Source organism: Streptomyces sp. AC602_WCS936 (assembly GCF_019049125.1).
Lineage (GTDB): Bacteria > Actinomycetota > Actinomycetes > Streptomycetales > Streptomycetaceae > Streptomyces.
Genome location: NZ_JAGMUF010000031.1, coordinates 44,063 through 70,856, shown reverse-complemented (window position 1 = coordinate 70,856; position 26,794 = coordinate 44,063). Strand labels below are relative to the sequence as shown.

Here is a 26,794-nt window from a genome sequence, read left to right as displayed (position 1 = left end):
CCGGCGGGGTGTAGGGCCTGCTACGACGCCTCCGGCTTGTCGTGGTCGTGGTCGTGGCTGTGGTTGTGGCTGTGGTTGGCGGGCGGCGTGTGCTTCACGTGGGTGCGCAGGCGGGAGGTGACGTCCTCCGGGGGCAGGAAGCGGGACCAGCGTTCCGGGAACTCGGAGGGCATGTCGGGGTCCGACTCGCCGCTGGCGGCGGCGCGGGCCACGTACTCGGCGACCTGGGCCTGGCGCAGCCGCTCGTTGGCCTCACGGGCGGCGGCGGTGGAGGCGGCCGGCCAGACCCGGTCGATGGCCGCGTTGACCGCCGCGCCGACGAGCACCGCGAAGGCGGACACGCCGATCCACAGCAGCACGGCGACGGGCGCGGCGAGGGAGCCGTAGATCGTGGGGCCCTCGACGGTGTTGGTGAGGTAGATGCGCAGCAGGAAGCTGCCGAGCACCCACATGGCGAGGGCGACCAGCGCGCCGGGCACGTCCTCGATCCACGGGGAGCGCACCGGCACGGACACGTGGTAGAGCGTGGTCAGGAAGGCGACGGACAGGATGATGACGACCGGCCAGTACAGGACCTGGACCACCGTCGTCGACCACGGCACGATCCGCACCACGGCGTCCGGTCCGGCCACCATGAGCGGCAGCGCGACCGACCCGATCAGCAGGGCGACGAGGAAGAGCAGGAACGCCATCAGGCGGGTCTTGACGATGCCGCGGACGCCGTCGAGGCCGTACATCACGGTGATCGTGTCGATGAAGACGTTCACCGCGCGGGAGCCCGACCACAGGGCGAAGAGGAAGCCGAGGGAGATGACGTCGGGCCGTCCGCCCTTCATCACGTCGTTCAGGATCGGCTCGGTGATCTGCTCGACGCCCTTCTCGGAGAGCACCGCGCGGGAGGCGTCCAGGATGTTGCTGCGCAGGCTCTCGGTGGTGTCGGCGCCGATCCAGGCGTCGACGTAGCCGAGCAGCCCGAGGAGGCTCAGCAGCAGGGGCGGCACCGACAGCAGGGTGAAGAACGCCGCCTCCGCCGCCAGGCCGAGGATGCGGTACTCCATGCACGAGTTGACGGTGTCCTTGAGGAGCAGCCAGGCGGTCCTGCGTTTGGAGACGTTCCGGTACAGGACCCGGGCGCGATGGAGCCGGCCGGAGGGCCGTTCGGGGGATTCACTTGCTGGCTGCACGCCCTAAAGGTATCCGCCGCGGGGGGTCGCACTCATCCGCGGACGCCCTCCTGCCGGTGACGGCTCCGTGCGGATCGGCGGCACGGTAAGTTCACGGTCATGGCAGGCAGTACCCACACCGTGACGAATCAGGCGCCGCCGCTGACCGGCTACGACGTCTTCACCAGCGACCGGGCCCTGGCGGCCGCGGTAGAGCGGCATCTGGCCGAGGAGCTGCGCGAGGAGGCGGTGGCGGAGCTGTCGGGCCTGGGGCGCGGCTGCGGGTCGGCCCAGACCCAGGAGTGGGGCGCGCAGGCGAACGAGAACCCTCCGGTCCTGCGTACGCACGACCGCTACGGCCACCGCGTCGACGAGGTCGACTTCCACCCGGCCTGGCACCGGCTGCTGGGCAAGGGCGTCTCGGCGGGGCTGACGGAGGCCTGGTCCCGGCCGGGCGGGCACGTGCGGCGCGCGGCCGGTTTCGTCATGTGGACGCAGGTCGAGGCGGGCAACGGCTGCCCGCTGTCGATGACCCACGCGGCGGTGCCGGCCCTGCGCGCCGATCCTGCGCTGGCCGCCGAGTGGGAGCCGCGGCTGACCTCGCGGGTGTACGACCGGGAGCTGCGGCCGGCGCACCTGAAGGCCGGGGCGCTGTTCGGGATGGGCATGACGGAGAAGCAGGGCGGCAGCGACGTCCGGGCGAACACCACCTCCGCGCGGCCGCTGGCCGAGGACGGCACGTACGAGCTGACCGGGCACAAGTGGTTCTGCTCGGCGCCGATGTCGGACGGGTTCCTGGTGCTGGCGCAGGCGCCGGGAGGGCTGACCTGTTTCCTGGTGCCGCGCGTGCTGGCGGACGGCAGCCGCAACGTGTTCCTGATCCAGCGGCTCAAGGACAAACTGGGCAACCGGTCCAATGCCTCCGCCGAGGTCGAGTTCGCCGGGACCTGGGCGCGCCGGGTCGGAGAGGAGGGGCGCGGGGTGCGGACCGTCATGGGGATGGTGGCGGCGACCCGGCTGGACTGCGTGCTGGGGTCGGCGGGGCTGATGCGGCAGGCGGTGGCGCAGGCGGTGCACCACGGCGCGCACCGGGAGGCGTTCGGCGCGAAGCTGGCCGACCAGCCGCTGATGCGCAACGTGCTCGCGGACCTCGCGATCGAGTCGGAGGCGGCCACCACGCTGGGGATGCGGCTGGCGGCGGCGTACGACGCGGCGGAGGGCGGCGACGAGCGGGAGCGGGCGCTGCTGCGGCTGGCGGTGCCGGCGGCGAAGTACTGGGTGACCAAGCGGTGTGCCCCCCTCGCGGTGGAGGCCGCCGAGTGCCTGGGCGGCAACGGGTACGTCGAGGAGTCCGGGATGCCCCGGCTGGTGCGCGAGTCGCCGCTGAACTCGATCTGGGAGGGCGCCGGGAACGTACAGGCGCTGGACGTGCTGCGGGCGCTCGGGCGGGAACCGGCGGCGATGGACGCCTACCTGACGGAGGTGGGCCTGGCGCGCGGTGCCGATCACCGTCTGGACGCGGCGATCCGGGGGCTGCTGACGGAGCTGGCCGATCTGGGCGCCGCCGAGGGGCGGGCGCGGCGGCTGGTGGAGCGGCTGGCGCTGGTGCTCCAGGGGTCGCTGCTGGTGCGGTACGCGCCGCCGGAGGTCGCCGACGCGTTCTGCGCGGCGCGGCTGGGCGGCGACGGGGGCGCGGCCTTCGGCACGCTGCCGCCGACGCTGGACCTGGCGTCGGTGGTGGAGCGGGCCCGTCCGGTGCACTGATCCTTCGGTGCGGGGGTGGTGCTGCGCCGACACGGCACCACCCCCGCCACACAGGCCCGTTCAGGCCGAGTACGCCGCTCGGGGCGACGTGGTTCAAGTTTGGGCACCGGTACGGCGGGCCACCAGGGTTGCAGGGGGTTGCAACTTGCTTCTGGCTGTGTGCGGACTGTGTCCTTCCACCCCGGGCAAGCGGTCATTATGAGACGAACATCCGACTTCCGGGAGGACGGGGACCAGTGGCGCTCTCGCCGATGGACGTGACGCAGTTCGCCGCCGTCGACACGACACGTGCGGCGCGCGTGCTCAACGAGGTCCGCTCCGCGAGACTGACCGGCGGACGGGCCCCGGTGGCGCCGCGTCCCGTGATCGAGCAGTCCTGGGACCGGATGCTGCGCAGCGGCGTCGATCCGGAGCACGACTTCCGTGCCGGGCTGCTGTCCCCGGAGGAGGTGCGGCGGCGCCGGGAGGCCTCGCCGCTGCGGCACGTGCTGCCGGTGCTGCGGGAGGGGCTGCTGTCGGTCGCGGACGTCGCGCAGCACATCATGGTCGTCGCCGACGACGAGGGGCGGGTGCTGTGGCGGGAGGGCAGCGCGCGGGTGCTGCGCCGGGCCGACGGGCTCGGCTTCGAACTCGGCGCGGACTGGCGGGAGGAGGTCGTGGGCACCAACGGCGTGGGCACGCCGGCGGTCACCAGGCGGCCCGTCCAGGTCTTCGCCTCCGAGCACTTCGTACGGTCCCAGGCGACGTGGACCTGTGCCGGGGCGCCCATCACCGATCCGCGCAGCGGCCGGCTGCTCGGCGTGGTCGACGTGAGCGGGCCGCTGGAGACCATGCATCCGGCGACGCTGGCGTGGGTGGACTCGGTGGCCAAGCTCGCCGAGGCCCGGCTGCGGGAGTCGCACGTGCGGTCGCTGGAGCGGCTGCGCACCGTGGCCGCCCCTGTGCTGGCGCGGCTGGCGGGCCGGGCCCTGGTGACCGACCGGGACGGCTGGACGGCGGCGGTGACGGGGATGCCGCACCTGGACCGGGTGGCGCTGCCCAAGTCCCCGGCGGCCGGGCCGAGGTGGCTGCCGGCGTTCGGGGCGTGCACGGTGGAGCCGCTGGGCGAGGGCTGGCTGCTGCGGGCGGCCGGGGAACCGGCGGGGCAGGAGGGGGTCCGGGTCGCGCTGGACCTCTCGCAGCCGCGCCGCTGGTCGGTGCGGGTGGTGGGTGGCGCGGAGGACTGGGAGCGGGAACTGAGTCCCCGGCACGCCGAGTTGCTGTACCTGCTGGCCGTCCACCGCACCGGGCGCAGTGCCGCGGAGCTGGCCGAGGACATGTTCGGCGACCCGGCCCGCACGGTGACCGTACGGGCGGAGATGTCGCGGGTCAGGAGGTACCTCGGTGCCTACCTGGAACACCGGCCGTATCGTTTCTGTGAAGAGGTGGAGGTGGAGGTCGCCCTCCCGGCCGCCCCGGGGGACCTGCTCCCCCACTCGACGGCACCGGCGGTGGTGGAACGCCGGGGGGCGGCGTCGGTGCCCTGAACGGGCGACGGTGAGTCGTTATCGCATATTTGCAGCGTCCGCGTCCGCCGGGCCGTCCGTCTGTCGTAGCATCCTCTGGGGACCGCCCCATCTGCTCCTCGGTCAACGCGGCCACCGTCGAGCACAGTTGGACGGTGCCTGTGGAGGTTTCATGAAGCATCGCGGCAGACACCGCCGGCGCAGGCGGGGCAAGGCGCTGCGCGCGGCCCTGGCCGGCGCGGCCCTCGCGCTCACGGGCGCCGCCACGATGATCAGCGCCTCGCAGGCCACGGTGGCCGACGACCCGGGCACCCTGGACCCCCTCACCTCCGCCGCCGAGACCGCCGACCTGCGGCTCACGGAACACCGCGTACCGCGTCCCTGGCTCGACCGGCTCTCCACCGCGATGGGCGAGCCGGTGGGCGTCGGCTCCGTCCTCGGCTCCGCCGACCACACCCTGCGCGACGCCGCCGACTGCACCACAGGGGAACGGGAGGCACTGCCCGTCTCCCCCGCGGCCACCCGCGCCTACTGCTGGGAGGAGGCCGACACCGAGGGCTGGCGTCCCGGCGCGGTCACCACCTCGGGGGACGCCGACGAGGACGGCCGCTGGGGCGCCCACCGCGTCATCCTCTCCGCCTGGTCCCGCGACGACGGCACACCCGAGGGCTCTCTCGCCCGGGTCTCCTTCGTCGACGCCGACGACCCCGACCACCTCACCTACACCTCGGCTCTCCTCACCGTCCCGGTCGACGGCGGCCACGACTACCGGGGGCTGGCCTCCCCCGTCTCCGGCATGGTCTGGTACCAGGACAAGCTGCTCGTCACCGCCGGGACCGGCGGCCGCGACGCGCTGTTCGTGTACGACGTGGACCGCATCCAGCGCGCCACGACCGACGCGCTCGCCGTCGGCCGGGTGCCCGGCGGCTGGGCGGCGGCCGGCCACCGGTACGTGCTGCCCGCCGTCGCCTCCTACCGGCTCCCCGACTCCCCCGGCGCGGCACGTCCCGGCGCGCTCTCGCTGGACCGCGGCACGGTCCCCGACAGCCTGGTGGCCAGCGAGCGGGTGCCCGCGGACGGCGACCGTCCCACCCGGCTGTGGCGCTACGACCTCAGCACGGACCCGGCGCGCACCGGACTGCCGGACACGGACTCCGCCGGACACGTCGACCCGGTGGAGGCGTACGAGACCGGGGCGGCCGAGGTGGGCGGCGTGCTGTCGTACCGTCCGGCCGGTGCGGCGCGCGCCGACTGGTACCTGGGCCGCGCGGCCGGCGCGGACGACGGGACGGACGGGCGCGGCACCCTGTGGCGCCAGGACACCGAAGGCGCCCGTGCCGTGGAGTGCGGGGCGGACGGTTCACAGCGCTGCTGGAGCGGCCCGGCGGGCTCCCTGTCGTACTGGGCCGAGACCGGTGAGGTCTGGTCGCAGTCGGGCCGGATGCTGTTCGCGCTGCCGCTCCGGTCGATCGAGGACGCGCTGGACTGACGGGGATCGACAGATCCGCGGGGCTGGTGATTCCCTGACCGGCATGACCAACATCGCCGTGACCACCTGGTCCCTGGAGCAGACGGCGCCGACCGATCTGCTGCCGGCCGCCGCCCCGGAGGGGGACGTCCGGATCGTCCGCTCCGAGGTGCCCTCCCCCGAGTTCAGCCGCTTCCTGTACGCCTCGGTGGGCGGGGACATCCGCTGGACGGACCGGCTCGGCTGGAGCCACGCGCGGTGGCGGGAGCACCTGGAGCGGCCCGGCGTGGAGACCTGGGTCGCCTACGACCGCGGCACGCCCGCCGGGTACGTGGAGCTGACGCCCGGGGACGACGGCGTCGTGGAGATCGAGTACTTCGGCCTGCTCCCGGCCTTCCGGGGCCGGCGCATCGGCGGTCACCTGCTCTCGTACGGCACCGCCCGCGCCTGGGACCTGGCGGAGCGCTGGCCGGGGCTGGCCACGACCAAGCGGGTGTGGCTGCACACGTGCAGCAAGGACGGCGAGTTCGCGATGGACAACTACCAGCGCCGCGGCTTCCGCCTGTTCGACACGAAGGTCGAGGAGGAGCCCGAGGTGGCCACGCCGGGTCCGTGGCCTGGAGCTTTCCCCGCCTGACCGACGCCTGACCGACGTCTGACCGACGCCTGACCGGGCCGCGCGGCCCCGCATGTGATCCACGGCACCCTTGTCTCGCTGCATGAGACAAGGGTGTCCGCATTTTGGATTAAGCTGGACTGTGTCCAGATCGCCGTGCCAGTCTTCCGTCATGCCTGGAACTGGAATTGCCTTGGTGAGTCGGCGGCACGTCGACCTCGGCCGCATGTCCAGCGCCATCTGTCCGGCCCGCTGAGAGCACTCTCCAGCACTACCGGATCTCCTTTCTTCGCCTCATTCCCGCGCAATGACGCGCACCCTACCCGTGCGCTCATATGCGCAGGTCAGAGCCGCTTTCCCGCCTGTCCCGAAGGACGTGTCCCCATGGCCGCCACGCCGCCGAATTCCGCTGCCGCGACCCCCCGCCGCAAGGTGAGCCGTCACCGCGGCGAGGGTCAGTGGGCGGCCGGTCACTTCACTCCGCTCAACGGGAACGAGCAGACCAAGAAGGACGACGACGGTCTCAACGTACGGACACGTATTGAGACGATCTACTCCAAGCGGGGTTTCGACTCGATCGACCCCGGTGACCTGCGCGGACGCATGCGCTGGTGGGGTCTGTACACCCAGCGCAAGCAGGGCATCGACGGCGGAAAGACGGCCGTCCTGGAGCCGGAGGAGCTGGACGACAGCTACTTCATGCTGCGGGTCCGCATCGACGGCGGCGCGCTGACCACCGCGCAGCTGCGCGTCATCGGCGAGATCTCGCAGGAGTTCGCGCGCGGCACCGCCGACATCACCGACCGGCAGAACGTCCAGTACCACTGGATCCGCATCGAGGACGTGCCCGAGATCTGGGACCGCCTGGAGGGCGTCGGCCTGTCCACGGTCACCGCCTGCGGCGACACGCCCCGCGTGATGATCGGCTCCCCGGTCGCGGGCATCGCCGAGGACGAGATCATCGACGGCACGCCGGCCCTGGAGGAGATGAAGCGCCGGGTCCTCAACAACCCCGCGTACTCGAACCTCCCGCGGAAGTTCAAGACCGCGATCTCCGGGTCGCCGGTGCTGGACGTGGTGCACGAGATCAACGACGTGGCGTTCGTCGGTGTCCAGCACCCCGAGCACGGGCCGGGCTTCGACCTGTGGGTCGGCGGCGGCCTCTCCACCAACCCCAAGCTGGGCGTGCGTCTGGGCGCCTGGGTGCCGATCGAGGACGTGCCCGACGTTTACGAGGGCGTCATCTCGATCTTCCGCGACTACGGCTACCGGCGGCTGCGCAACCGCGCCCGCCTGAAGTTCCTGGTCGCCGACTGGGGCGCGGAGAAGTTCCGGCAGGTGCTGGAGGACGAGTACCTGAAGCGGAAGCTGACCGACGGCCCGGCGCCCGCCGACCCGACCAGCCGCTGGCGCGACCACATCGGTGTGCACCGGCAGAAGGACGGCCGCTACTACGTCGGCTTCGCCCCGCGCGTCGGCCGCGTCGACGGCACCACCCTGACGAAGGTCGCCGACCTGGCGGAGGCGCACGGCTCGGGCCGGGTCCGCACCACCGTCGAGCAGAAGATGATCATCCTCGACGTCGAGCAGGACCAGGTCGACTCGCTGGTCGAGTCCCTGGAGGCGCTGGATCTCACCGCCCGGCCCTCCACCTTCCGGCGCGGCACGATGGCCTGCACCGGCATCGAGTTCTGCAAGCTCGCCATCGTCGAGACCAAGGCGCGCGGCGCCTCGCTGATCGACGAGCTGGAGCGCCGGCTCCCCGAGTTCGACGAGCCGCTCACCATCAACCTCAACGGCTGCCCGAACGCCTGCGCCCGCATCCAGACCGCGGACATCGGTCTCAAGGGCCAGCTGGTGCTGAACGAGAGGGGCGAGCAGGTCGAGGGCTACCAGGTGCACCTGGGCGGCGCGCTCGGCCTGGAGCCGGGCTTCGGCCGCAAGGTGCGCGGCCTGAAGGTCACGGCCGAGGAGCTGCCGGACTACGTGGAGCGCGTGCTCAAGCGCTACCAGGCCGAGCGCGAGGACGGCGAGCGGTTCGCCACCTGGGCGGCCCGCGCCTCCGAGGAGGCCCTGTCATGAGCGAGCGCGCCGTGCCGTTCCACTGCCCGTACTGCGGCGACGAGGACCTGCGTCCGCACGAGCAGGGACACGGCGCGTGGGAATGCGCGGCGTGCAACCGCGCCTTCCAGCTGAAGTTCCTCGGGCTGCTGGCCCGGGGTCTTCAGCCCGACTCGACCGAGGGGGAACGGATATGACTGCCGTTCAGGAAGAACGTACGACCGAGGATCTCAAGGCGCTCGCCGAGCGGGCGGGCCGCGAGCTGGAGGACGCCTCCGCGCTGGAGATCCTCCAGTGGGCGGCGGACACCTTCGGCAGCCGCTTCTGCGTGACCTCCTCCATGGAGGACGCGGTCGTCGCCCACCTCGCCTCCCGCGCCCTGCCCGGCGTGGACGTGGTGTTCCTCGACACCGGCTACCACTTCGAGGAGACCATCGGCACCCGGGACGCCGTCGAGGCCGTGATGGACGTCAACGTCATCACGCTCACCCCGCGGCAGACGGTCGCCGAGCAGGACGCCGAGTACGGCCCGAAGCTGCACGACCGCGACCCGGACCTGTGCTGCGCGCTGCGCAAGGTCAGGCCGCTGGAGGAGGGGCTGAAGGGCTACCAGGCCTGGGCGACCGGGCTGCGCCGCGACGAGTCCGCGACCAGGGCGAACACGCCGGTCGTCGGCTGGGACGAGAAGCGGGGCAAGGTGAAGATCTCGCCCATCGCGAAGTGGTCACAGGAAGATGTGCAAACGTACGTCACCGAGCACGGCGTTCTCACCAACCCGCTGCTGATGGACGGCTATGCCTCCGTGGGCTGCGCGCCCTGCACCCGTCGTGTGCTGGAGGGCGAGGACGCCCGCGCCGGACGCTGGGCGGGCCGCTCCAAGACCGAGTGCGGACTGCACGGCTGACATGACGACGACCACCGGACCATCGAGATCCAGGGAGAACCACGTGACGACCGGAGCCACCGTCTGGCTCACGGGCCTGCCCAGCGCCGGCAAGACCACCATCGCCCACGAGCTGGCGGGGCGGCTGCGCGAGGAGGGCAGGCGCGTCGAGCTCCTCGACGGCGACGAGATCCGCGAGTTCCTCTCGCGCGGCCTCGGCTTCAGCCGCGAGGACCGGCACACCAACGTGCAGCGCATCGGCTTCGTCGCCGAACTGCTCGCCCGCAACGGCGTCACGGCGCTGGTCCCGGTGATCGCCCCGTACGCGGACAGCCGGGACACGGTCCGCGAACGCCACGAGGCGAACGGCACGGCGTACGTCGAGGTGCACGTGGCCACGCCGGTCGAGGTGTGCTCGGTGCGCGACGTGAAGGGCCTGTACGCCAAGCAGGCCGCGGGTGAGCTGACGGGGCTCACCGGCGTCGACGACCCGTACGAGGAGCCCGTCAAGCCCGACCTGCGCATCGAGTCGCAGGACCAGACCGTCCAGGAGTCCGCCGCGGCGGTCCACGCCCTGCTCACCGAAAGGGGACTGGCATGACGACGACCGTCGCAGCGGCGCGGGAGGGTACGGCGGGCCCGTACGCCCTCTCCCACCTCGACGCGCTCGAATCGGAGGCCGTGCACATCTTCCGCGAGGTGGCGGGCGAGTTCGAGCGGCCGGTGATCCTCTTCTCCGGCGGCAAGGACTCGATCCTGATGCTGCACCTGGCGCTGAAGGCCTTCGCACCGGCGGCCGTGCCGTTCTCCCTGCTGCACGTGGACACCGGGCACAACTTCCCCGAGGTGCTCGACTACCGCGACCGCACGGTCGAGAAGTACGGGCTGCGCCTGCACGTCGCCTCCGTGCAGGACTACATCGACCGGGGCGTGCTCAAGGAGCGTCCGGACGGTACCCGCAATCCCCTCCAGACGCTGCCGTTGACCGAGAAGATCCAGGCGGAGAAGTTCGACGCGGTCTTCGGCGGCGGGCGCCGCGACGAGGAGAAGGCCCGGGCCAAGGAGCGGGTGTTCTCGCTGCGCGACGAGTTCTCCCAGTGGGACCCGCGCCGCCAGCGCCCCGAGCTGTGGAACCTGTACAACGGCCGGCACGCCCCCGGCGAGCACGTCCGCGTCTTCCCGCTCTCCAACTGGACCGAGCTGGACGTGTGGCAGTACATCGCCCGCGAGGGCATCGAGCTGCCGCAGATCTACTACGCCCACGAGCGCGAGGTCTTCGCCCGCTCCGGGATGTGGCTGACCGCCGGAGACTGGGGCGGCCCGAAGGACGGCGAGACGGTTCAGAAGCGGCAGGTCCGCTACCGCACCGTCGGCGACATGTCCTGCACCGGCGCCGTCGACTCCGACGCCGACAGCATCGAGAAGGTGATCGCCGAGATCGCCGTCACCCGGCTCACCGAACGCGGCGCCACCCGCGCCGACGACAAGATGTCCGAGGCCGCGATGGAAGACCGCAAGCGCGAGGGGTACTTCTAGACATGACCAGCACCACTGAACCCGTCGAGCCGCTGTCGGTCTGGCAGTTGTCGGAGACGACCCTGCTGCGCTTCGCCACCGCCGGCTCGGTCGACGACGGCAAGTCCACGCTGGTCGGCCGGCTCCTGCACGACTCCAAGTCGGTCCTCACCGACCAGCTGGAGGCCGTCGAGCGCGCCTCCGCGAGCCGCGGCCAGGACGCACCGGACCTCGCGCTGCTCACCGACGGCCTGCGGGCCGAGCGCGAGCAGGGCATCACCATCGACGTGGCCTACCGCTACTTCGCCACCCCGCGCCGCCGGTTCATCCTGGCCGACACCCCCGGGCACGTGCAGTACACCCGGAACATGGTCACCGGCGCCTCCACGGCCGAGCTGACGGTGATCCTCGTCGACGCCCGCAACGGCGTCGTCGAGCAGACCCGCCGGCACGCCGCGATCGCCGCCCTGCTGCGCGTCCCGCACGTCGTCCTCGCCGTCAACAAGATGGACCTGGTCGACTACCAGGAGTCCGTCTTCGCCGCGATCGCCGAGGAGTTCACGGCGTACGCGACCGAGCTGGGCGTGCCCGAGGTCACCGCGATCCCGATCTCGGCGCTCGCGGGCGACAACGTGGTGGAAGCGTCGGCGGTCATGGACTGGTACGGCGGCCCGACGGTGCTGGAGCACCTGGAGACCGTCCCGGTCAGCCACGACCTGGCGCACTGCCACGCCCGGCTGCCCGTGCAGTACGTGATCCGTCCGCGCACCGCCGAGCACCCCGACTACCGCGGCTACGCGGGCCAGATCGCGGCCGGCACCTTCCGCGTCGGCGACGAGGTGACCGTCCTGCCGTCGGGCCGCACCTCGAAGGTGTCCGGCATCGACCTGCTGGGCGAGCCGGTCGAGGCGGCCTGGACGCCGCAGTCGGTGACGCTGCTGCTCGAGGACGACATCGACGTCTCGCGCGGCGACCTGATCGTGCCCAGCAAGGACGCGCCGGAGACCACCCAGGACGTCGAGGCGACGGTCTGCCATGTCGCCGACGCGCCGCTCACCGTGGGGCACCGGGTGCTCCTCAAGCACGGCACGCGCACGGTCAAGGCGATCGTCAAGGACATCCCGGCCCGGCTCACGCTGGACGACCTGTCGCTGCACCCGCACCCCGGGCAGCTCGTCGCCAACGACATCGGCCGCGTCAAGATCCGGACGGCGGAGCCGCTGCCCGCCGACTCCTACGCCGACTCCCGCCGCACCGGTTCGTTCATCCTGATCGACCCGAGCGACGGCACCACGCTCACCGCGGGCATGGCCGGCGAGTCCTTCGCCGCGCCGGAGCCGGTCAAGGACGCGGCGGACGACGACGGGTGGGACTTCTAGCCATGGCCGTTCCGGACTTCTATGCCACGTTCGCGAAGGAGGGCGGCCGCGTCGGCAGCGGCGTCCTGGGGAGTGGGCAGGGCGGCGTCGGGCGATGTGGCAGGTGACGTACGCGCACCGCTCGCGCGCCCTCGCCCCTCACCGCCGTAGACGCGAACCCGCCGATCTCCCGGCCACGACCTGACACCTCGGACCAACCGACAGGCGTGAGAGCCGGGCCGACGAGAGGACCACCTCCCGTGCCTGTCACCAAGCCCCCGCGCCGCACCCTGGCGGTCCTCGCCGCCCTGCCGCTGCTGGCCCTCGCCGGCTGCGGGTACGGCTCCCAGGCCAAGGACGACGGGGGCGTGGAGATCGCCGCCGGGGCCGAGAAGATCGACGGTCTCGACTCCGTCCGGATCGGCTACTTCGGCAACGTCACGCACGCCACCGCGCTGGTCGGCAAGCAGAAGGGCTTCTTCCAGAAGGAGCTGGGCGCGACCGAGGCCAAGTACGCGGTGTTCAACGCCGGCCCCTCCGAGATCGAGGCGCTGAACTCGGGCTCCATCGACATCGGCTGGATCGGCCCGTCCCCGGCGATCAACGGCTACGCCAAGTCGGACGGCAAGAACCTGCGGATCATCGGCGGTTCGGCCTCCGGCGGCGTGAAGCTGGTGGTGAACCCGGACAAGATCAAGTCGCTTGAGGACGTCAAGGGCAAGCGCATCGCGACCCCGCAGCTCGGCAACACGCAGGACGTCGCGTTCCTCAACTGGGTGGCCGAGCAGGGCTGGAAGGTCGACGCGCTCAGCGGCAAGGGCGATGTGACGGTCGTCCGCAGTGACAACAAGGTGACCCCGGACGCCTTCCAGTCCGGTTCCGTCGACGGCGCGTGGGTTCCGGAGCCGACCGCCTCCCGGCTGGTCGCCCAGGGCGGCAAGGTGCTGCTGGACGAGTCGACGCTGTGGCCGGACGAGAAGTTCGTGATCACGAACATCATCGTGCGGCAGGAGTTCCTGGAGGAGCACCCGAAGGCCGTCGAGGCCGTGCTGAAGGCCTCGGTCGACACCAACGAGTGGATCGAGGCCAACCCCGACGACGCCAAGGCCGCCGCGAACGAGCAGCTGGAGAAGGACACCGGCAAGGCCCTGCCCGCCGACGTCCTGGACCCGGCGTGGAAGTCGATCCGGCTCACCGACGACCCGCTGGCCGCCACCCTCGACGCGCAGGCCGGCCACGCCGTCAAGGCGGGTCTGCTGGAGCAGCCCGACCTGAGCGGCATCTACGACCTCACGCTGCTCAACAAGGTCCTCAGGGCCAAGGGCGAGCCCGCGGTCGACGACGCCGGTCTCGGCGTCCAGTAAGCCCGGAACCCGACCCGTCCCCAGGAGGTGACGACCATGGCCACGACCACGACCCTCGCCAAGGCCGACGAGGGCACCGCGGCGGCCACGCACGCCGCCCGGATCGAGCACGTCTCCAAGTCGTTCGGGGGCCCCGCCGGGCAGCAGCTCGTGCTGGACGACATCTCCCTCGATGTCGCGCCCGGCGAGTTCGTCACCCTCCTGGGAGCCTCCGGCTGCGGCAAGTCCACGCTGCTGAACCTGGTGGCGGGCCTGGACAAGCCCAGCGCCGGCGCGATCACCACGGACGGCCGGCCCGCCCTGATGTTCCAGGAGCACGCCCTGTTCCCGTGGCTGACCGCGGGCAAGAACATCGAACTCGCCCTGAAGCTGCGAGGCGTGCCCAAGTCCGAGCGCCGCGACAAGGCGGAGGAACTGCTCGAACTCGTCCGCCTCAAGGGCGCCCACGGCAAGCGGGTGCACGAGTTGTCCGGCGGCATGCGCCAGCGGGTCGCGATGGCCCGGGCACTGGCCCAGGAGAGCAAGCTCCTGCTGATGGACGAGCCGTTCGCCGCGCTCGACGCCATCACCCGCGATGTCCTGCACGACGAACTGACCCGGATCTGGCGCGAGACGCGGCTGTCCGTCCTGTTCGTCACGCACAACGTCCGCGAGGCCGTCCGCCTCGCCGAGCGCGTGGTGCTGCTGTCCTCGCGCCCGGGGCGCATCGCCCGCGAGTGGACGGTCGGCATCCCGCAGCCGCGCCGCATCGAGGACGCCGAGGTCGCGGAACTGTCCGTCGAGATCACCGAAGAACTGCGTGGGGAGATCCGCCGCCATGGCCAGCACTGACACGACGCGCCCCGCGAAGGAGGGCGGCGATCTCGCCGGTCTGGAGGCGGGCCTGGACGCACTGGAGACGGTGCAGCGGGGCCGCACGCCCTTCCGGCGGACCTTCGTGGAGAAGATCCTGCCCCCGGCCGTCGCCGTGCTCCTGGTCCTGGCGGTCTGGCAGGGCCTGGTCTCCTTCGAGATCGTCGACGACCCCACCAAGCTGCCCGCCCCGTCCGACGTCTGGGACGTGGTCCACCAGGCATGGCTCCAGGGCGAGCTGCTCGGCTACATCTGGACCAGCGTCTCGCGCGGCCTGTCCGGCTTCCTGCTGGCACTGCTGATCGGCACGCCGCTGGGGCTGCTGGTGGCGCGGGTGAAGTTCGTGCGCGCGGCGATCGGCCCGATCCTGTCCGGCCTCCAGTCGCTGCCCTCCGTCGCCTGGGTGCCGCCGGCTGTGATCTGGCTGGGCCTGAACAACTCGATGATGTACGCCGTCATCCTGCTCGGCGCGGTCCCCTCCATCGCCAACGGCCTCGTCTCCGGCGTCGACCAGGTCTCCCCGATCTTCCTGCGCGCGGGCCGCACCCTCGGCGCCACCGGCCTGAAGGGCACCTGGCACATCGTGCTGCCGGCCGCGCTGCCCGGCTACGTCGCCGGCCTGAAGCAGGGCTGGGCGTTCTCCTGGCGCTCCCTGATGGCCGCCGAGATCATCGCCTCCTTCCCCGACCTGGGGATCGGCCTCGGCCAGCTCCTGGAGAACGGCCGCAACGCCAGCGACATGGCCATGGTCTTCGAGGCCATCCTCCTGATCCTCGTCGTCGGCATCGCCATCGACCTGCTGATCTTCAGCCCGCTGGAGCGGTGGGTACTTCGCAGCCGCGGCCTGCTGGTGAGGAGCTGAGAGGCGTCATGTCCGCTCCGGTCCTCCTGGTCATCGCCCACGGCAGCCGCGACCCGCGGCACGCCCGGGCCGTGCACGCCCTGGTGCGCCGGGTCAGGTCGCTGCGCCCGGACGTACGGGTGGAGACGGGCTTCCTGGACTTCAACGTGCCCTCGGTGCAGGGCGTGCTGGAGTCCCTGGAGACGGAGGGTGTGCGGGACGTCGTGGCCCTGCCCCTCCTCCTGACCCGCGCCTTCCACGCGAAGGCGGACATCCCGGCGGTCCTCGCGGACGCGCCACCACGGCTGCGCATCCGCCAGGCGGAGGTGCTCGGCCCCTCCCCCCTGCTCCTGTCGGCGCTGGAACGGCGCCTGTACGAGGCGGGCCTGACGCCCGCCGACAAGTCCTCGACCGGGGTCGTGCTGGCCTCGGCGGGGTCCTCCGACCCGGAGGCGATCGCAGTGATCGCTGAAATCGCGCGGGAGTGGCGGCACACCGGTTGGTGCGCCGTGCGGCCTGCGTTCGCCTCCGCATCCCTTCCCCGCACCGAGGACGCGGTGCGGGAGCTGCGCGAGCTGGGCTGCGCCCGGGTGGCCGTCGCCCCGTACGTCCTGGCCCCGGGCTTCCTGCCGGACCGCATCGCGCGGGGCGCGGCCGGGGCGGACGTCCTGGCGGACGTCCTCGGTCCCTCGCCGGAGGTGGCGCGGGTGCTGGTGGAGCGGTACGAGGCGGCGCGGGTTCCGGTGCCGGTGCTGGCGGCGGTGGGGGCCTGAGGCCACCCGCCGTGCTCAGGCCCCGGTCAGCTCAACCAGCTTGGTGACGGTGTTCCAGTTGCGGGTGGTGGCGATCAGGCCCTTGGTCATCCGCGGCTTGGCCAGGGCCTCGGCGAGCTTGGAGCGGCCGAGGCCGCTGGGCGCGTACAGGTACAGGGCGCGGTCGCCGAGGCGGAAGTCCTCCGGCTGGAAGGCGGGCCGGTCGACGGGCGAGAAGCGTTCCTCGTCGACCGGCGCGGAGAAGTAGGTGACGTGGAGCTGTTTGGGCTCCAGGTCGGCGGCCGGGAACGGGCAGGCCTCGGCGACCGCCCTGAGGTAGGCGTGGTCGCGGACGATGACGTCCACGGGGAAGCCGAAGCGCTTCTCGATCGCCCGCGTCAACTCGGCGGCCAGCGACTCCTCGTCGCCGTGCCCGGACGCGAACACCGCCTGTCCGCTCTGGAGATGGGTGCGTACGGCGTCGTGGCCGAGCTCCTCCAGGAGTGCGCGCAGGCCGGCCATCGGGAGCTTCTTCGCGCCGCCCACGTTGATCCCGCGCAGCAGCGCCGCGTACATCGTCGTCATGCGCACACCATAGAACGGCCGTCGCGCCCCGTGGGGGTGGGCACGACGGCCGAGTCCGCGCGCCGGGCGGACGTGCGCGCCACTCTCGCCGATGAGGTGTCCGTGGTTCAACCACTACACGCGCCTGTGACTTATTCAACAACATTGTTGTAAGGGGCCTGTGTCCTCCTCAGCGGTGAGGACGGCGATACGGAGGGATGAGCCGGCGCCGCCGGAGGTCACCGGTGAGCACGACGAGATGGCTTTATCCGGCCCCTACCTTCGAAGCGGAAGGTGGCGGCAGGGGGCTGTCACCGCTCTGGAGGGGGCAGGCCCGTCATGGGGAATGGGGACATACGGGTGCGGGGGCTGGCCGCCCGGGCCGGCGGCTGGAGCGCCCGGCACCGATGGGCTGCCGTCGGCATCTGGGTGCTGTTCGTCGTGCTGGCGATGGGACTCGGCTCGGCGGCCGGCCGGGTCGACGTCAAGGACAGCGACCAGCTCGGGGGTGAGACGCACACCGCCGCCCGGATCGTCGAGGACGCCGGGATCGAGGAGCCGGCCGGTGAGACCGTCCTGGTCCAGGCGAAGGACGGCTCGGTCACGGCGACGGACGCCGAGTTCCGCGCCGCGGTCACCGCGGTGATGGCGGCGGTGGAGGAGACCGGGGAGGTCACGGGCGTCACCTCCCCGTACGACACGAAGACGATCTCCGAGGACGGCCGCAGCGCGCTGGTGCGGTTCGACATGCGGGGCGAGTCGGACACCGCGGGCGACCGGGTCGAGCCGGTGCTGAAGGCCGTCGCGGACGTCCAGAATGAGCACGAGTCGCTGCGGATCGAGGAGATCGGCGGCGCCAGCATGATGAAGACGTTCGACGACGCGTTCGGCGACGACTTCAAGAAGGCCGAGTACTCGGCGGTGCCGGTGGCCCTCGGCATCCTGCTCGTCGCCTTCGGGGCGCTGGTGGCGGCGCTGGTCCCGGTGGCCCTGGCGATCACCGCGATCGTCGCGACCATGGGACTGATGGCCCTGGTGAGCCACTTCCAGCCGATGAGCGAGACCGCCAACTCCGTGATGCTGCTGGTCGGTCTGGCCGTCGGCGTCGACTACTGCCTGTTCTACCTGCGCCGCGAGCGCGAGGAGCGCGCCGCCGGACGGGACGCGCGGACGGCGCTGCGGATCGCCGCCGCCACCAGCGGCCGGGCGATCGTCGTCTCCGGTGTCACGGTGTGCGTGGCGATGGCGGGCATGCTGTTCACCGGCATCGCCGAGTTCGAGGCGATGGGCCTGGCCTCGCTGATGGTGGTCGCGGTCGCCATGGTCGGCTCGGTGACGGTGCTGCCCGCGCTGCTGTCCCTGCTGGGCGAGCGAGTGGAGAAGGGCCGCGTGCCGTTCCTGCGCCGACGCCGGCGCGACGGTGCTTCGGAGGGCAGCCGGTTCTGGACGGCCGTCCTGGACCGCGTGCTCGCCAAGCCGCTGCTCGCCGCCGCCGTGGCGGCCGGCGCGCTGCTGGCCGTCGCCGCGCCCGCCCTCGGCATGAAGACGCAGAACCTCACGCTGGACCAGGAGTTCGGCGACTCCCTGCCGATCGTGCAGACGTACGACCGGGTCAACGAGGCCTTCCCCGGCGGGTCGGACCCGGCCGAGGTGGTCGTGAAGGCCGACGACATCAACGCGCCCGAGGTTCGGGCCGCGCTGGACGGCTTCCGTGAGCGGGCCGTCGCTTCGGGCGCCTCGCGCGGTCCGGTCGACATCACGGTGCACGACGAGCGGAACGTCGCACTGGTGTACGTCCCGCTGGTGGGCGGCTCCGACCTGGACGAGGCGGGCGAGAGCCTGGAGACGCTGCGCGACGACGTACGGCCGGCCACCCTCGGCAAGGTCGAGGGGGTGGAGGCGCCGATCACCGGTCAGGTCGCCGGGTCGAAGGACTTCAACGACCAGCTCGTGGGATCGGTCCTCCCCGTCTTCGTGTTCGTGGTGATCTTCGCCTTCGTGCTGATGCTGCTGTCGTTCCGGTCGCTGACCATCGCGCTCACGTCGATCGTGCTGAACCTGCTGTCGGTCGGCGCGGCGTACGGCATCCTGGTCGCCGTGTTTCAGCACGGCTGGGGCGCGTCGCTGGTGGGCGCGGAGGGTGTGGGGGCCATCATCACCTGGCTGCCGCTGTTCCTCTTCGTGATCCTGTTCGGCCTGTCGATGGACTACCACGTGTTCGTGGTGTCGCGGATCCGCGAGGCGCGGCTGCGGGGGCGCGACACCAAGGACGCGATCCGGCACGGCGTGGTCACCACGGCCGGGGTCGTCACCAGTGCCGCCGTCATCATGGTCGCGGTGTTCGCCATCTTCGGCACGCTGTCGATGCAGTCCATGAAGCAGATGGGCGTGGGCCTGGCGGCGGCCGTGCTGATCGACGCGACGGTCATCCGGGGTGTGCTGCTGCCGGCCGTGATGTCCCTGCTCGGGGAGCGCAACTGGTACCTGCCGAAGTGGCTGCACCGCCTCCCGGACCTCACCCACGACGAGGCGCCCGAGGCGATCGCCGAGGTGAACGCCCCGGACGAGCGCGGTGGGCGGGGCGAGCGGGTCGGGGTCTGAGCGGAGTCCCGGCGGTCCGGAAGGACGCCGCGGGCCCGTCGGTTCGGGGGAACCGACGGGCCCGCGGCGTGTTCTTCTCCCGGTGCGGTCAGGCTTTCGCCGCCGCCAGCTCGGCCTCGATCAGGTCGGCGGCCCGCCGGGTGCCGCCTTCCTGTGCCATCTGCGTCTGGATCTCCGTCAGACGCCCGGCCACCTCCGGGTCGTCGACCAGGGCGAGGGCGGCGGTGCGCAGCGCCTCCTCGGTGGCCTCCTCGGTGGCGAACTGCCGGGCCACGCCGAGCCCCTGGAGCATGTCCGCGTTGACGAACTGGTCCGCGGCCTGGGGCACGGCGATCATCGGCGTGGCGGTGGCCAGGCCCTCCTGACTGCCACCGGCGCCCGCGTGGGTGACGAACAGGTCGGCTTGCTGGAGGACCGCCAACTGCGGCACCCACGAACACACTTCCACGTTCTCCGGTACGTCGCCCAGCTCGGCGGGGTCGACGTGCCTGCCGATCTGGAGCACGACGTGCCAGCCGGGCAGCCCGGCGAAGGCCTGGACGCACTCCCGGTAGAAGGCCGGCTGCTTGGTGAACGCCGACCCGAGGGACACGAGGACGACCTTCTCGGCGTTCTCGGGACGCCGCCACTCCCCCTCGGCGGTGCGGTCGCCCTGGCAGGCGCCGACGAAGGTGTACGCCTTCTCGTCCACCCGGTCGGCGTTGGGCTGGAGCGCCTTCGGGATCAGCACCAGGGAGCGGGCCGGGCGGCCGACGAACGGGTCCGGGTGCATGGTGATCCCGTTCTCCTCCAGCCAGGCGTGGAAGCGGGCGTAGTACGCCTGGCCGCGTTCGGTCTTCAGCGGCTCCTCCCACATCGGCTCGCCGACCTCCTTCTCGTACCCCTCCCAGGCGACCATGCACGGCGAGAGGGAGACCACGGGCACGTCCCAGCGGTGGCCGAGGACGCGGGCCGGGTACGAGGCGATGTCGTGCAGGATCAGGTCCGGCTCGTCACCCTCGTACGCCTCGACGAGCTGCGGGAGCGCGTGGATCGCGTCGTTCAGGAACGGTTCGACGTTGTCCAGCAGCGTGGTCCCCCACGCCTCCGGGTCGGCGTCGGGGCCGGGCAGCGTGCTGTTCCACAGCCTCGGTTCGGCGCCCGCCTCGGCGACCTTGTCCGCGAAGGCGGGCGGGATCGCGTAGGTCACCCGGTGTCCTCGCGCGACGAGCTCGCGGATCACCTCCAGGCTGGGGTTCACGTGGCCGTGGGCGGCGATGGAGAACATGGCGATGTGAGCGGGACTGGTCATGCGAGCAGCGTATGCGAGACGAGACGTCTCGTACAACTCTTTTGCGTTCATCCCGTCAGCTCCGCGTGCAGCCGCAGCCACCGCTGAGGTGACACCTCGCCCACGAGCGCGCCCGGATCCAGGCATGCGGCCCGGAACGCCCCGTTCACCCGGCGCCGGGAATGGGCCCGGCACAAGGAGGCGTGCAGCGATCCGCCGACTCCGGAGAAGCCCAGTTCGACGAGGTCCCGCCAGCTCCGGTGAGCGGCGCCGCCGGCGAGCAGCGGGGTGGGGCGGCGTTCGATGCGGAGGATTCCGGCATCGACGCGGGGTGCGGGCCGGAAGCCGTACCGGCTCACCCTCCCGGCCAGCCGCCATTCGTGCCGGGGCCAGGTGCGGACCGTCAGCAGGGTCCAGCGGCCGTAGTCGCCGGTGCGTTTGCGGGCGTACTCCAGCTGCGTGATCAGTGTGGCGTCGGTGAGGCCGGGTGCGGTGAGGCACCAGTCGACGATGTCCGCCGTGCGGGAGAACGGCACGTTCCCGGCGACGGAGAACGGCGGGCGCGGGGGTCGCGCGGCGAGGAAGTCACCGGCGACGACGCGGACGTGGGGGGTGTCCGTGAAGCGGGCGCGGAGCCCGGGGACGAGCCGGGTGTCGATCTCGTAGGCGTACAACTCCCGGCTGCGGCGGGCGAGCGGCACGGTGAGCGCGCCCTTGCCCGCGCCCACCTCGAGGACGAGGGACGGGGGACGGCAGTCGGGAGAAACGAGTCGGGCGACGCGCTCGGCCGCCGCGCGGTCGGCGAGGAAGTGCTGCGAAAGCGTGCGGGCATGCTGGGTGGGGCGGGCCATGGCCTGCGGTCCTTGTCTTCCGTGAAGGGGGAAAGGGCAGCCGAAGGCCCTGACCGGAAGACGAAGGCAGAAGAAGATGCGGAGGTACGGCCCCACCGCGCGCGTCGGGCGCGTCAGCGGCGGGGGGACCCCGGGCCGGTCAGGGCTCCGGGGCCACGACGCATCCTGATGGAGTGCGTGCAGCCCCGGCCGAGACCGGAGTTGATGATCGCGTTGCAAGCTGCCACGGAGGCGACGTTAGGCGGGCGTGCGCCCGGCGGGCAACGGATTTTCGCGCGGGGCGGCCGTCAGCGCTGGTAGCGGGCGAGTACGAGGTTGCCGTCCTCCTCCAGTCGCTCGCGCAGCTCGTCCATGCCGATCGCTCCGCTGTAGTACTCCTGGAGCGCGGGGGTGGCCACCTTGTCCTTCCACTCGGGATAGCCGCGGACGGACTGCGCGGGCGCCGGGCTCAGGTGGCGGGCGAGGGCGGTGCCGGTCGCCCAGCCGTGCTCGGGGGTGTGCAGGGCGGGGTCCTTCAGGGCCTGGGTGCCGGTGGGCAGCATCCAGTCGCCGAGGGCCAGGCGCACCATGTTGGCCGGCTGGAGGAGGAAGTCGACGAAGGCGGCGGCCTCCTTCTTGTGCGGGCTGTCCTCGGCGATGGACAGGGTCTGGGGGCTGACGCCCTGGGTGAGGCCGTCGGCTCCCGCCGGGGCGGGCAGCACCTGCCAGTCGAAGCCGTCGGGGGCCTGCTGTTCGATCTGCTGGCGGTAGGAGAAGCCGAGCGGCACCATCGCGTACTTGCCCGCGAAGAAGCCGGGCAGGGTGTCGGAGCCGCCGCTGCCGAGGGTGGTCGGGGAGGCGCTGTGGTCGGTGTTGACCTGGTCGTGGATGGTGCGCGGGACCACCTGGTCGCCCTTCTCGAAACGGACGGTGACCTTGCCGTCCGCGCCCCGGTGGAACAGCTGCCCGCCGGTGGACAGGGACAGGTTGAGCGTGGCGGACACGGGCTCCTTCAGCGGCCAGGCCACCCCGTACCGCCCGTCGCCGCTCAGCCGCTTCGTCACCCGGCGGAACTCCGCCCAGGTCCAGGGGTCCTCGGGCGTCGGGACGCGGACGCCGGACTCCTCGAGCAGGTCCGCGTTGGCGATCAGTACGCGCGGTTCCTGGAGGAACGGCACGCCGTAGATCCCGTCGCCGAAGGTGACCGTCTCCCAGCTGCGCTCCGGGATGCCGGACTTCAGCCGCTCGGGCAGCAGGTCGGTCAGGTCGGCGAGGTAGCCGCCGTAGGCGAAGTCGGCGAGGTCGTCGGAGGCGTCGTGGATGATGTCGGGGGCCTCGCCGCCCTCGAAGGAGGTGAGGAGCTGGTCGTGGACGCTGTCCCAGCTGCCCTGGACGTATTCGACGCGTACGTCGGGGTGGGTGGCGTTCCACTCCCGCACCAGTTCCTTGTTGGCCTCGACGGACTCCTCCTGCCAGGCCAGGGACTGGAAGCGCAGGGTGATCCGGCCGTCGTCCGCTCCGTCGCCGCCGCCCGAGCAGCCCGCGAGCAGCAGGGTGAGGGAGGCCAGCAGGGTCGCGATCCTCGTGCGTGCCGCCATCAGCTCTTCACCGCCCCGGCGAGCATGCCGCCCGTGATCCGCCGCTGGATGAGGGCGAAGACGACCAGCGAGGGCAGGGTGGCGAGGAACGCCGCCGCCGCGAGCGGGCCGAGGTCGGCGACGCCCTCGGCGCCGATGAAGTGGGTGAGGATCACGGGCAGGGTCTGTTTCTCCGGTGTCTTGAGCAGGACGAGGGCGAAGAAGAACTCGTTCCACGCGGTGATGAAGGCGAACAGGGCCGTCGCCACGATCCCCGGCGCGAGCAGGGGCGCGGTGACGGAGACCAGGGTGCGCAGCCGCCCGGCGCCGTCCACGGCGGCCGCCTCCTCCAGCTCGGCAGGCACCGCGCGGACGTACCCGGCGAGCATCCACAGCGCGAACGGCAGCGACCACACGACGTACACCATCACCAGCCCGGGGACGCTGTTGATCAGCCGCAGGTTCTTCAGGACGAGGAAGAGCGGGATGATCAGCAGTACGAAGGGGAAGGCCTGGCTGACCACGACCCACCCGGTGGCCGCCCGCGCGAGCCGGCCGCGGTGGCGGGCCATGACGTACGCCATCGGTGTCGCGATCAGTACGGCGATCACGGCGGCGCCCAGCGCGGCGAGCAGGGAGTTGAGGGCGGCGCGCAGCAGGGGCTGTTCGTCGAAGGCCTGCCGGAAGTTGTCGAGGGTGGGGTTCTCGGGGATCCAGGTGGGGTGGAGGCTGCCCAGCTCCTGGGGCGGCTTGAACGCCGTGGAGATCAGCCAGAGGAAGGGGAAGGCCAGGAAGACGAGGTAGGCGAGCAGCGCGGCGTACTGGCCCACGCGGGCCGGGGTCGAGGTCCTCACGCCTCGTCACCTCCCATAGGTCCTCCCTTGAGTCCGCCCTTGAGCCGGCCGGCGAGGAAGACGGCCAGGACGATCGAGATCACGGCCACCATGACGCAGCCCATCGCCGCCGCGTAGCCGAACTGCCCGTAGCGGAACGCCTCCTCGTAGGCGAAGAGCATGGGCAGCCGGGTCCGGCCGCCGGGGCCGCCGTTGGTCAGCACGTAGACCAGGGCGAAGGAGTTGAAGTTCCAGATGAGGTTGAGCGCGGTGATGGCGAGGGCGACCGGTCTGAGGGCGGGCCAGGTGACGGTGCGGAAGCGGCGCCAGGCCCCGGCGCCGTCGACCGCGGCGGCCTCGTGGAGTTCGCGGGGGGTGTTCTGGAGTCCGGCGAGCAGGGCGACCGTCGTCTGGGGCATGCCGGCCCAGACCCCGACGACGATGACGGCGGGCAGGGCGGTGGCGAGGCCGCTGAGCCAGTCCCGGCCGTCGCCGAGGCCGAGGTCGCGCAGCGTCTCGTTGAGGATGCCCGCGTCCGGGTTGTAGACCAGCCGCCACATGATGCCGACGACGACCTCGGGCATCGCCCAGGGGATGATCGCCAGGGCGCGGGCCAGCCAACGCATGCGCAGGTTCTGGTTGAGCAGCAGGGCGAGGCCGAGCGCGAGCAGGAACTGCGGGACCGTCACGCCCACGGCCCACAGCAGCCCGATGCGGAACGACTCCCAGAACAGGGTGTCGTGCAGCAGGTCCTGGAAGTTCAGCGTGCCGATCCACTGCGTGGGCTCGGTCCGGCCGGACTGGGCGTCGGTGAACGCGAGCAGGATGCCGTAGAGCAGCGGTCCGACGCTGAGCACCAGGATGGGGATCAGCGCGGGCAGCACCAGGAACCAGGCACCGTGGTCCGGGCCGCGCCGCGGCCCCTCCCCGCCTGGCGCGCGGCGCGCCGGTCTCCTCGACTCGGTCACCAATGTCACGTAATCAGCCCCTTTGCGCGGCTCGGACGGGCCTGGTCATGGTCGTGAAGGCGCCGTGCCCCGTCAAGGGCCCGCGCACACGCTCCGACCTGTGCGAATGCGACACTGGCGGACGGATGGCGGGAACCCGGCGGACACGGAGGCAGGCGACGATGGACGAGGCACGGGCGCGGGAGGTGCTGGCCGAGGCGGGGGTGCTGCCCGGCGCGGCGCGGGAGGCGCGGCTGCTCGCCCTGGGCGAGAACGCGGTGTTCGCCGCCGGTGACCTGGCGGTCAAGGTGGGCCGGGACGCGGAGCTCCTCGACCGGGCGCGCCGGGAACTGGCCGTCGCGGTATGGCTGGAAGAGGCCGGTGTGCCGGCGGTGCGCGCGGCCGACCCGACGGCGCTGGTCGTCGACGGGCACCCGGTGACCGTGTGGCGGCGGCTGCCCGACCCGGTGCGGCCCGCCGAGCCGCGGGACGTGGCCGTGCTGCTCAGGCTGGTGCACGAACTGCCCTCCCCCTCCTTCGGGCTGCCGCCCCGCGAACTGCTGGGCGGTGTGGAGCGCTGGCTGCGGCTCGCGGGCGACGTGATCGACCCGGCGGACGCCGCGTATCTGCGCGAGCGGCGGGACGGCTTCGCGTCGGCCGCCGCCGCGCTCACCCCGCACCTGACGCCGGGCCCGATCCACGGCGACGCGCTGCCCCGCAACGTGCACGTCGGTCCCGACGGGCCCGTCCTGGTCGACCTGGAGACCTTCTCCACCGACCTGCGCGAGCACGACCTGGTGGTGCTCGCGCTCAGCCGGGACCGCTACGGGCTGCCCGCCGAGGCGTACGACGCCTTCACCGCGACGTACGGCTGGGACGTGCGCGAGTGGGACGGCTGCGCGGTGCTGCGCGGCGCCCGCGAGACGGCCAGCTGCGCGTGGGTGGCACAGCACGCGCCGAGCAACCCCAAGGCGCTGGCGGAGTTCGAACGCCGGGTGGCGTCGCTGCGGGACGGGGATCCGACGGTGCGGTGGTATCCGTTCTGACTCGGGGGAGGGGGCGGGGGCCGGGTTGGGGTCGGGGCCGGGTGCCTGGCCCGAGGGCGGCCACGATGCCGGGCCGGGGGCCCGCTGCACCGAGGGCGGCCACGATGCCCAGCTCGGACCCGCCATGCCGAGGGCAGCCACGGCGCCGGGCCACCTCCCGTTGCCCCGGGCGGGTCACAGGCGCGGGACTCAGACGCCCTGGCCCGAGGTCGGGCCGGAGCGCCGGGTCAGACCCGTTCGCCGGCCGGCTCGCGCAGGGGCCATCTGCCGTCCACCACGGCCTGGGCGTCGCCCTTGCGGCGCAGGAAGCTCTGGAAGTCCGCCGCCCACTCGGCGTACCACTCGATCTGACGGTGGTGCAGGTCCGCCGGGCCGAGGGACGCCACCTTGGGGTGGCGGCCGGCTATCGCGCAGGCCAGCCGGGCGGCGGCGAGGGCGTCCGCGGTGGCGTCGTGGGCGGCGTCGAGCGGGACGCCGTACTCCTTGCAGACCGCTTCGAGGTTGCGCTTGCCTCGGCGGTAGCGGTCGACGGAACGGTCGATGGTGTACGGGTCTATGACCGGGGCCGGGTCCATGCCGCCCAGGCGGTCGCGCAGAGACGGCAGGCCGTACCGCCGCAGTTCGGCGGAGAGCAGGCTCAGGTCGAAGGCCGCGTTGTAGGCGACGACCGGGACGCCCGTCTTCCAGTAGGCCGCGAGCACACCGGCGATGGCGTCGGCGACCTGGTCGGCGGGGCGGCCCTCGGCGGCGGCCCGCTCAGTGCTGATGCCGTGGACCGCCACCGCGTCCGCCGGGATCTCCACGCCGGGGTCGGCCAGCCACTCCCGGCGGCCCAGCGGCTCCCCGCCCCTGACCTCGATCACGGCCCCCGTGACGATGCGCGCCTCGCGCGGGTCGGTGCCCGTCGTCTCCAGGTCGAAGCCGATCAGCAGCTCCCGGTGCCAGCCCATGGGCGGTCCCCCTTCTTGGTGGTGCTTTCCCCCA

General features: G+C 72.2%; 25 protein-coding genes. 17 read left to right on the top strand and 8 right to left on the bottom strand.

What is annotated here, in order from left to right:
- Positions 1-20 precede the first annotated feature (20 nt).
- A complete protein-coding gene (locus KUM03_RS12790) occupies positions 21-1,184 on the bottom strand; it encodes a YihY/virulence factor BrkB family protein (RefSeq protein WP_217247166.1) in 1,164 nt (387 codons plus the stop codon).
- A 99-nt stretch (positions 1,185-1,283) separates the two neighbouring features.
- Here KUM03_RS12790 and KUM03_RS12785 point away from each other — a divergent pair, with 99 nt between their 5' ends.
- The 15 genes from KUM03_RS12785 to KUM03_RS12720 all read left to right on the top strand — a co-directional run bounded on the left by KUM03_RS12785 (position 1,284) and on the right by KUM03_RS12720 (position 16,163).
- On the top strand, positions 1,284-2,927 hold the full coding sequence (locus KUM03_RS12785) for an acyl-CoA dehydrogenase family protein (RefSeq protein ID WP_217247165.1): 1,644 nt from the start codon (positions 1,284-1,286) through the stop codon (positions 2,925-2,927).
- 236 nt (positions 2,928-3,163) lie between these two features.
- A complete protein-coding gene (locus KUM03_RS12780) occupies positions 3,164-4,453 on the top strand; it encodes a helix-turn-helix domain-containing protein (protein ID WP_217247164.1) in 1,290 nt (429 codons plus the stop codon).
- Positions 4,454-4,604: 151 nt separating this feature from the next.
- A complete protein-coding gene (locus KUM03_RS12775; RefSeq protein ID WP_217247163.1) occupies positions 4,605-5,921 on the top strand; it encodes a hypothetical protein in 1,317 nt (438 codons plus the stop codon).
- A gap of 43 nt (positions 5,922-5,964) precedes the next feature.
- Entirely contained in the window at positions 5,965-6,537 is a 573-nt protein-coding gene (locus KUM03_RS12770; protein WP_217247162.1) for a GNAT family N-acetyltransferase, read from the top strand.
- Between the two features lie 82 nt (positions 6,538-6,619).
- A complete protein-coding gene (locus KUM03_RS39200) occupies positions 6,620-6,772 on the top strand; it encodes a putative leader peptide (RefSeq protein ID WP_374225302.1) in 153 nt (50 codons plus the stop codon).
- Positions 6,773-6,900: 128 nt separating this feature from the next.
- A complete protein-coding gene (gene sirA, locus KUM03_RS12765; RefSeq protein ID WP_217247161.1) occupies positions 6,901-8,598 on the top strand; it encodes a sulfite reductase SirA in 1,698 nt (565 codons plus the stop codon).
- Positions 8,595-8,774 (top strand): hypothetical protein, encoded by a 180-nt coding sequence (locus KUM03_RS12760; protein ID WP_073731948.1) that lies wholly within the window; start codon positions 8,595-8,597, stop codon positions 8,772-8,774. Before sirA ends, KUM03_RS12760 begins: the two co-directional genes overlap by 4 nt.
- Positions 8,771-9,481: a phosphoadenylyl-sulfate reductase gene (locus KUM03_RS12755; protein WP_217247160.1), complete on the top strand. Its 711-nt coding sequence runs from the start codon at positions 8,771-8,773 to the stop codon at positions 9,479-9,481. The genes KUM03_RS12760 and KUM03_RS12755 overlap by 4 nt, the downstream gene beginning before the upstream one ends.
- Positions 9,482-9,524: 43 nt before the next feature.
- Positions 9,525-10,061: an adenylyl-sulfate kinase gene (gene cysC, locus KUM03_RS12750; RefSeq protein ID WP_217247159.1), complete on the top strand. Its 537-nt coding sequence runs from the start codon at positions 9,525-9,527 to the stop codon at positions 10,059-10,061.
- Positions 10,058-10,996 (top strand): sulfate adenylyltransferase subunit CysD, encoded by a 939-nt coding sequence (gene cysD, locus KUM03_RS12745; protein WP_217247158.1) that lies wholly within the window; start codon positions 10,058-10,060, stop codon positions 10,994-10,996. Before cysC ends, cysD begins: the two co-directional genes overlap by 4 nt.
- 2 nt (positions 10,997-10,998) lie before the next feature.
- The gene (locus KUM03_RS12740) at positions 10,999-12,354 is read left to right on the top strand and encodes a sulfate adenylyltransferase subunit 1 (RefSeq protein WP_217247157.1); all 1,356 of its coding nucleotides are present in this window, start codon (positions 10,999-11,001) and stop codon (positions 12,352-12,354) included.
- Positions 12,355-12,593: 239 nt separating this feature from the next.
- Positions 12,594-13,697: an aliphatic sulfonate ABC transporter substrate-binding protein gene (locus KUM03_RS12735; protein ID WP_217247156.1), complete on the top strand. Its 1,104-nt coding sequence runs from the start codon at positions 12,594-12,596 to the stop codon at positions 13,695-13,697.
- 36 nt (positions 13,698-13,733) lie between these two features.
- Positions 13,734-14,528, top strand: a complete 795-nt coding sequence (locus tag KUM03_RS12730; protein ID WP_217247155.1) for an ABC transporter ATP-binding protein — start codon at positions 13,734-13,736, stop codon at positions 14,526-14,528.
- Positions 14,515-15,411, top strand: coding sequence for an ABC transporter permease (locus KUM03_RS12725; RefSeq protein WP_217247154.1), 897 nt, complete (start codon positions 14,515-14,517; stop codon positions 15,409-15,411). Before KUM03_RS12730 ends, KUM03_RS12725 begins: the two co-directional genes overlap by 14 nt.
- A gap of 8 nt (positions 15,412-15,419) precedes the next feature.
- On the top strand, positions 15,420-16,163 hold the full coding sequence (locus tag KUM03_RS12720; protein WP_217247153.1) for a sirohydrochlorin chelatase: 744 nt from the start codon (positions 15,420-15,422) through the stop codon (positions 16,161-16,163).
- 15 nt (positions 16,164-16,178) lie between these two features.
- Here the strand turns inward: KUM03_RS12720 and KUM03_RS12715 are convergent, their stop codons facing one another.
- On the bottom strand, positions 16,179-16,727 hold the full coding sequence (locus KUM03_RS12715; RefSeq protein WP_217247152.1) for a DUF1697 domain-containing protein: 549 nt from the start codon (positions 16,725-16,727) through the stop codon (positions 16,179-16,181).
- Between the two features lie 318 nt (positions 16,728-17,045).
- On the opposite strand from KUM03_RS12715, the gene KUM03_RS12710 reads away from it, so the two are divergent.
- Positions 17,046-19,307, top strand: coding sequence for an MMPL family transporter (locus tag KUM03_RS12710; protein ID WP_217247151.1), 2,262 nt, complete (start codon positions 17,046-17,048; stop codon positions 19,305-19,307).
- A gap of 88 nt (positions 19,308-19,395) precedes the next feature.
- Here the strand turns inward: KUM03_RS12710 and KUM03_RS12705 are convergent, their stop codons facing one another.
- From KUM03_RS12705 to KUM03_RS12685, 5 genes are all read right to left on the bottom strand, one after another.
- Entirely contained in the window at positions 19,396-20,649 is a 1,254-nt protein-coding gene (locus KUM03_RS12705; RefSeq protein WP_217247150.1) for a glycosyltransferase, read from the bottom strand.
- Positions 20,646-21,428 (bottom strand): 23S rRNA (adenine(2058)-N(6))-methyltransferase Erm(O), encoded by a 783-nt coding sequence (gene erm(O) / locus KUM03_RS12700; protein ID WP_217247149.1) that lies wholly within the window; start codon positions 21,426-21,428, stop codon positions 20,646-20,648. The genes KUM03_RS12705 and erm(O) overlap by 4 nt, the downstream gene beginning before the upstream one ends.
- Before the next feature lie 287 nt (positions 21,429-21,715).
- Positions 21,716-23,005, bottom strand: a complete 1,290-nt coding sequence (locus KUM03_RS12695) for an ABC transporter substrate-binding protein (RefSeq protein ID WP_217247148.1) — start codon at positions 23,003-23,005, stop codon at positions 21,716-21,718.
- The gene (locus tag KUM03_RS12690; protein ID WP_217247147.1) at positions 23,005-23,838 is read right to left on the bottom strand and encodes a carbohydrate ABC transporter permease; all 834 of its coding nucleotides are present in this window, start codon (positions 23,836-23,838) and stop codon (positions 23,005-23,007) included. The genes KUM03_RS12695 and KUM03_RS12690 overlap by 1 nt, the downstream gene beginning before the upstream one ends.
- The gene (locus KUM03_RS12685; RefSeq protein ID WP_217247146.1) at positions 23,835-24,794 is read right to left on the bottom strand and encodes a carbohydrate ABC transporter permease; all 960 of its coding nucleotides are present in this window, start codon (positions 24,792-24,794) and stop codon (positions 23,835-23,837) included. Before KUM03_RS12685 ends, KUM03_RS12690 begins: the two co-directional genes overlap by 4 nt.
- 152 nt (positions 24,795-24,946) lie before the next feature.
- Between KUM03_RS12685 and KUM03_RS12680 the strand changes: the two genes are divergently transcribed.
- Entirely contained in the window at positions 24,947-25,810 is an 864-nt protein-coding gene (locus tag KUM03_RS12680; protein ID WP_217247145.1) for a phosphotransferase enzyme family protein, read from the top strand.
- Between the two features lie 227 nt (positions 25,811-26,037).
- Here the strand turns inward: KUM03_RS12680 and KUM03_RS12675 are convergent, their stop codons facing one another.
- Positions 26,038-26,760: a 3'-5' exonuclease gene (locus KUM03_RS12675; protein ID WP_217247144.1), complete on the bottom strand. Its 723-nt coding sequence runs from the start codon at positions 26,758-26,760 to the stop codon at positions 26,038-26,040.
- Positions 26,761-26,794: the final 34 nt, after the last annotated feature.

Coding starts and splice junctions, on each gene's coding strand:
- KUM03_RS12775 (WP_217247163.1), top strand. CDS start 4,605: ATGAAGCATCGCGGCAGACACCGCCGGCGCAGGCGGGGCAAGGCGCTG.
- sirA (WP_217247161.1), top strand. CDS start 6,901: ATGGCCGCCACGCCGCCGAATTCCGCTGCCGCGACCCCCCGCCGCAAG.
- KUM03_RS12720 (WP_217247153.1), top strand. CDS start 15,420: ATGTCCGCTCCGGTCCTCCTGGTCATCGCCCACGGCAGCCGCGACCCG.
- KUM03_RS12785 (WP_217247165.1), top strand. CDS start 1,284: ATGGCAGGCAGTACCCACACCGTGACGAATCAGGCGCCGCCGCTGACC.
- cysD (WP_217247158.1), top strand. CDS start 10,058: ATGACGACGACCGTCGCAGCGGCGCGGGAGGGTACGGCGGGCCCGTAC.
- KUM03_RS39200 (WP_374225302.1), top strand. CDS start 6,620: ATGAGACAAGGGTGTCCGCATTTTGGATTAAGCTGGACTGTGTCCAGA.
- KUM03_RS12725 (WP_217247154.1), top strand. CDS start 14,515: ATGGCCAGCACTGACACGACGCGCCCCGCGAAGGAGGGCGGCGATCTC.
- KUM03_RS12715 (WP_217247152.1), bottom strand. CDS start 16,727: ATGACGACGATGTACGCGGCGCTGCTGCGCGGGATCAACGTGGGCGGC.
- KUM03_RS12705 (WP_217247150.1), bottom strand. CDS start 20,649: ATGAACGCAAAAGAGTTGTACGAGACGTCTCGTCTCGCATACGCTGCT.
- KUM03_RS12695 (WP_217247148.1), bottom strand. CDS start 23,005: ATGGCGGCACGCACGAGGATCGCGACCCTGCTGGCCTCCCTCACCCTG.
- KUM03_RS12710 (WP_217247151.1), top strand. CDS start 17,046: ATGGGGAATGGGGACATACGGGTGCGGGGGCTGGCCGCCCGGGCCGGC.
- KUM03_RS12755 (WP_217247160.1), top strand. CDS start 8,771: ATGACTGCCGTTCAGGAAGAACGTACGACCGAGGATCTCAAGGCGCTC.
- KUM03_RS12760 (WP_073731948.1), top strand. CDS start 8,595: ATGAGCGAGCGCGCCGTGCCGTTCCACTGCCCGTACTGCGGCGACGAG.
- KUM03_RS12770 (WP_217247162.1), top strand. CDS start 5,965: ATGACCAACATCGCCGTGACCACCTGGTCCCTGGAGCAGACGGCGCCG.
- KUM03_RS12675 (WP_217247144.1), bottom strand. CDS start 26,760: ATGGGCTGGCACCGGGAGCTGCTGATCGGCTTCGACCTGGAGACGACG.
- KUM03_RS12680 (WP_217247145.1), top strand. CDS start 24,947: ATGGACGAGGCACGGGCGCGGGAGGTGCTGGCCGAGGCGGGGGTGCTG.
- KUM03_RS12730 (WP_217247155.1), top strand. CDS start 13,734: ATGGCCACGACCACGACCCTCGCCAAGGCCGACGAGGGCACCGCGGCG.
- KUM03_RS12740 (WP_217247157.1), top strand. CDS start 10,999: ATGACCAGCACCACTGAACCCGTCGAGCCGCTGTCGGTCTGGCAGTTG.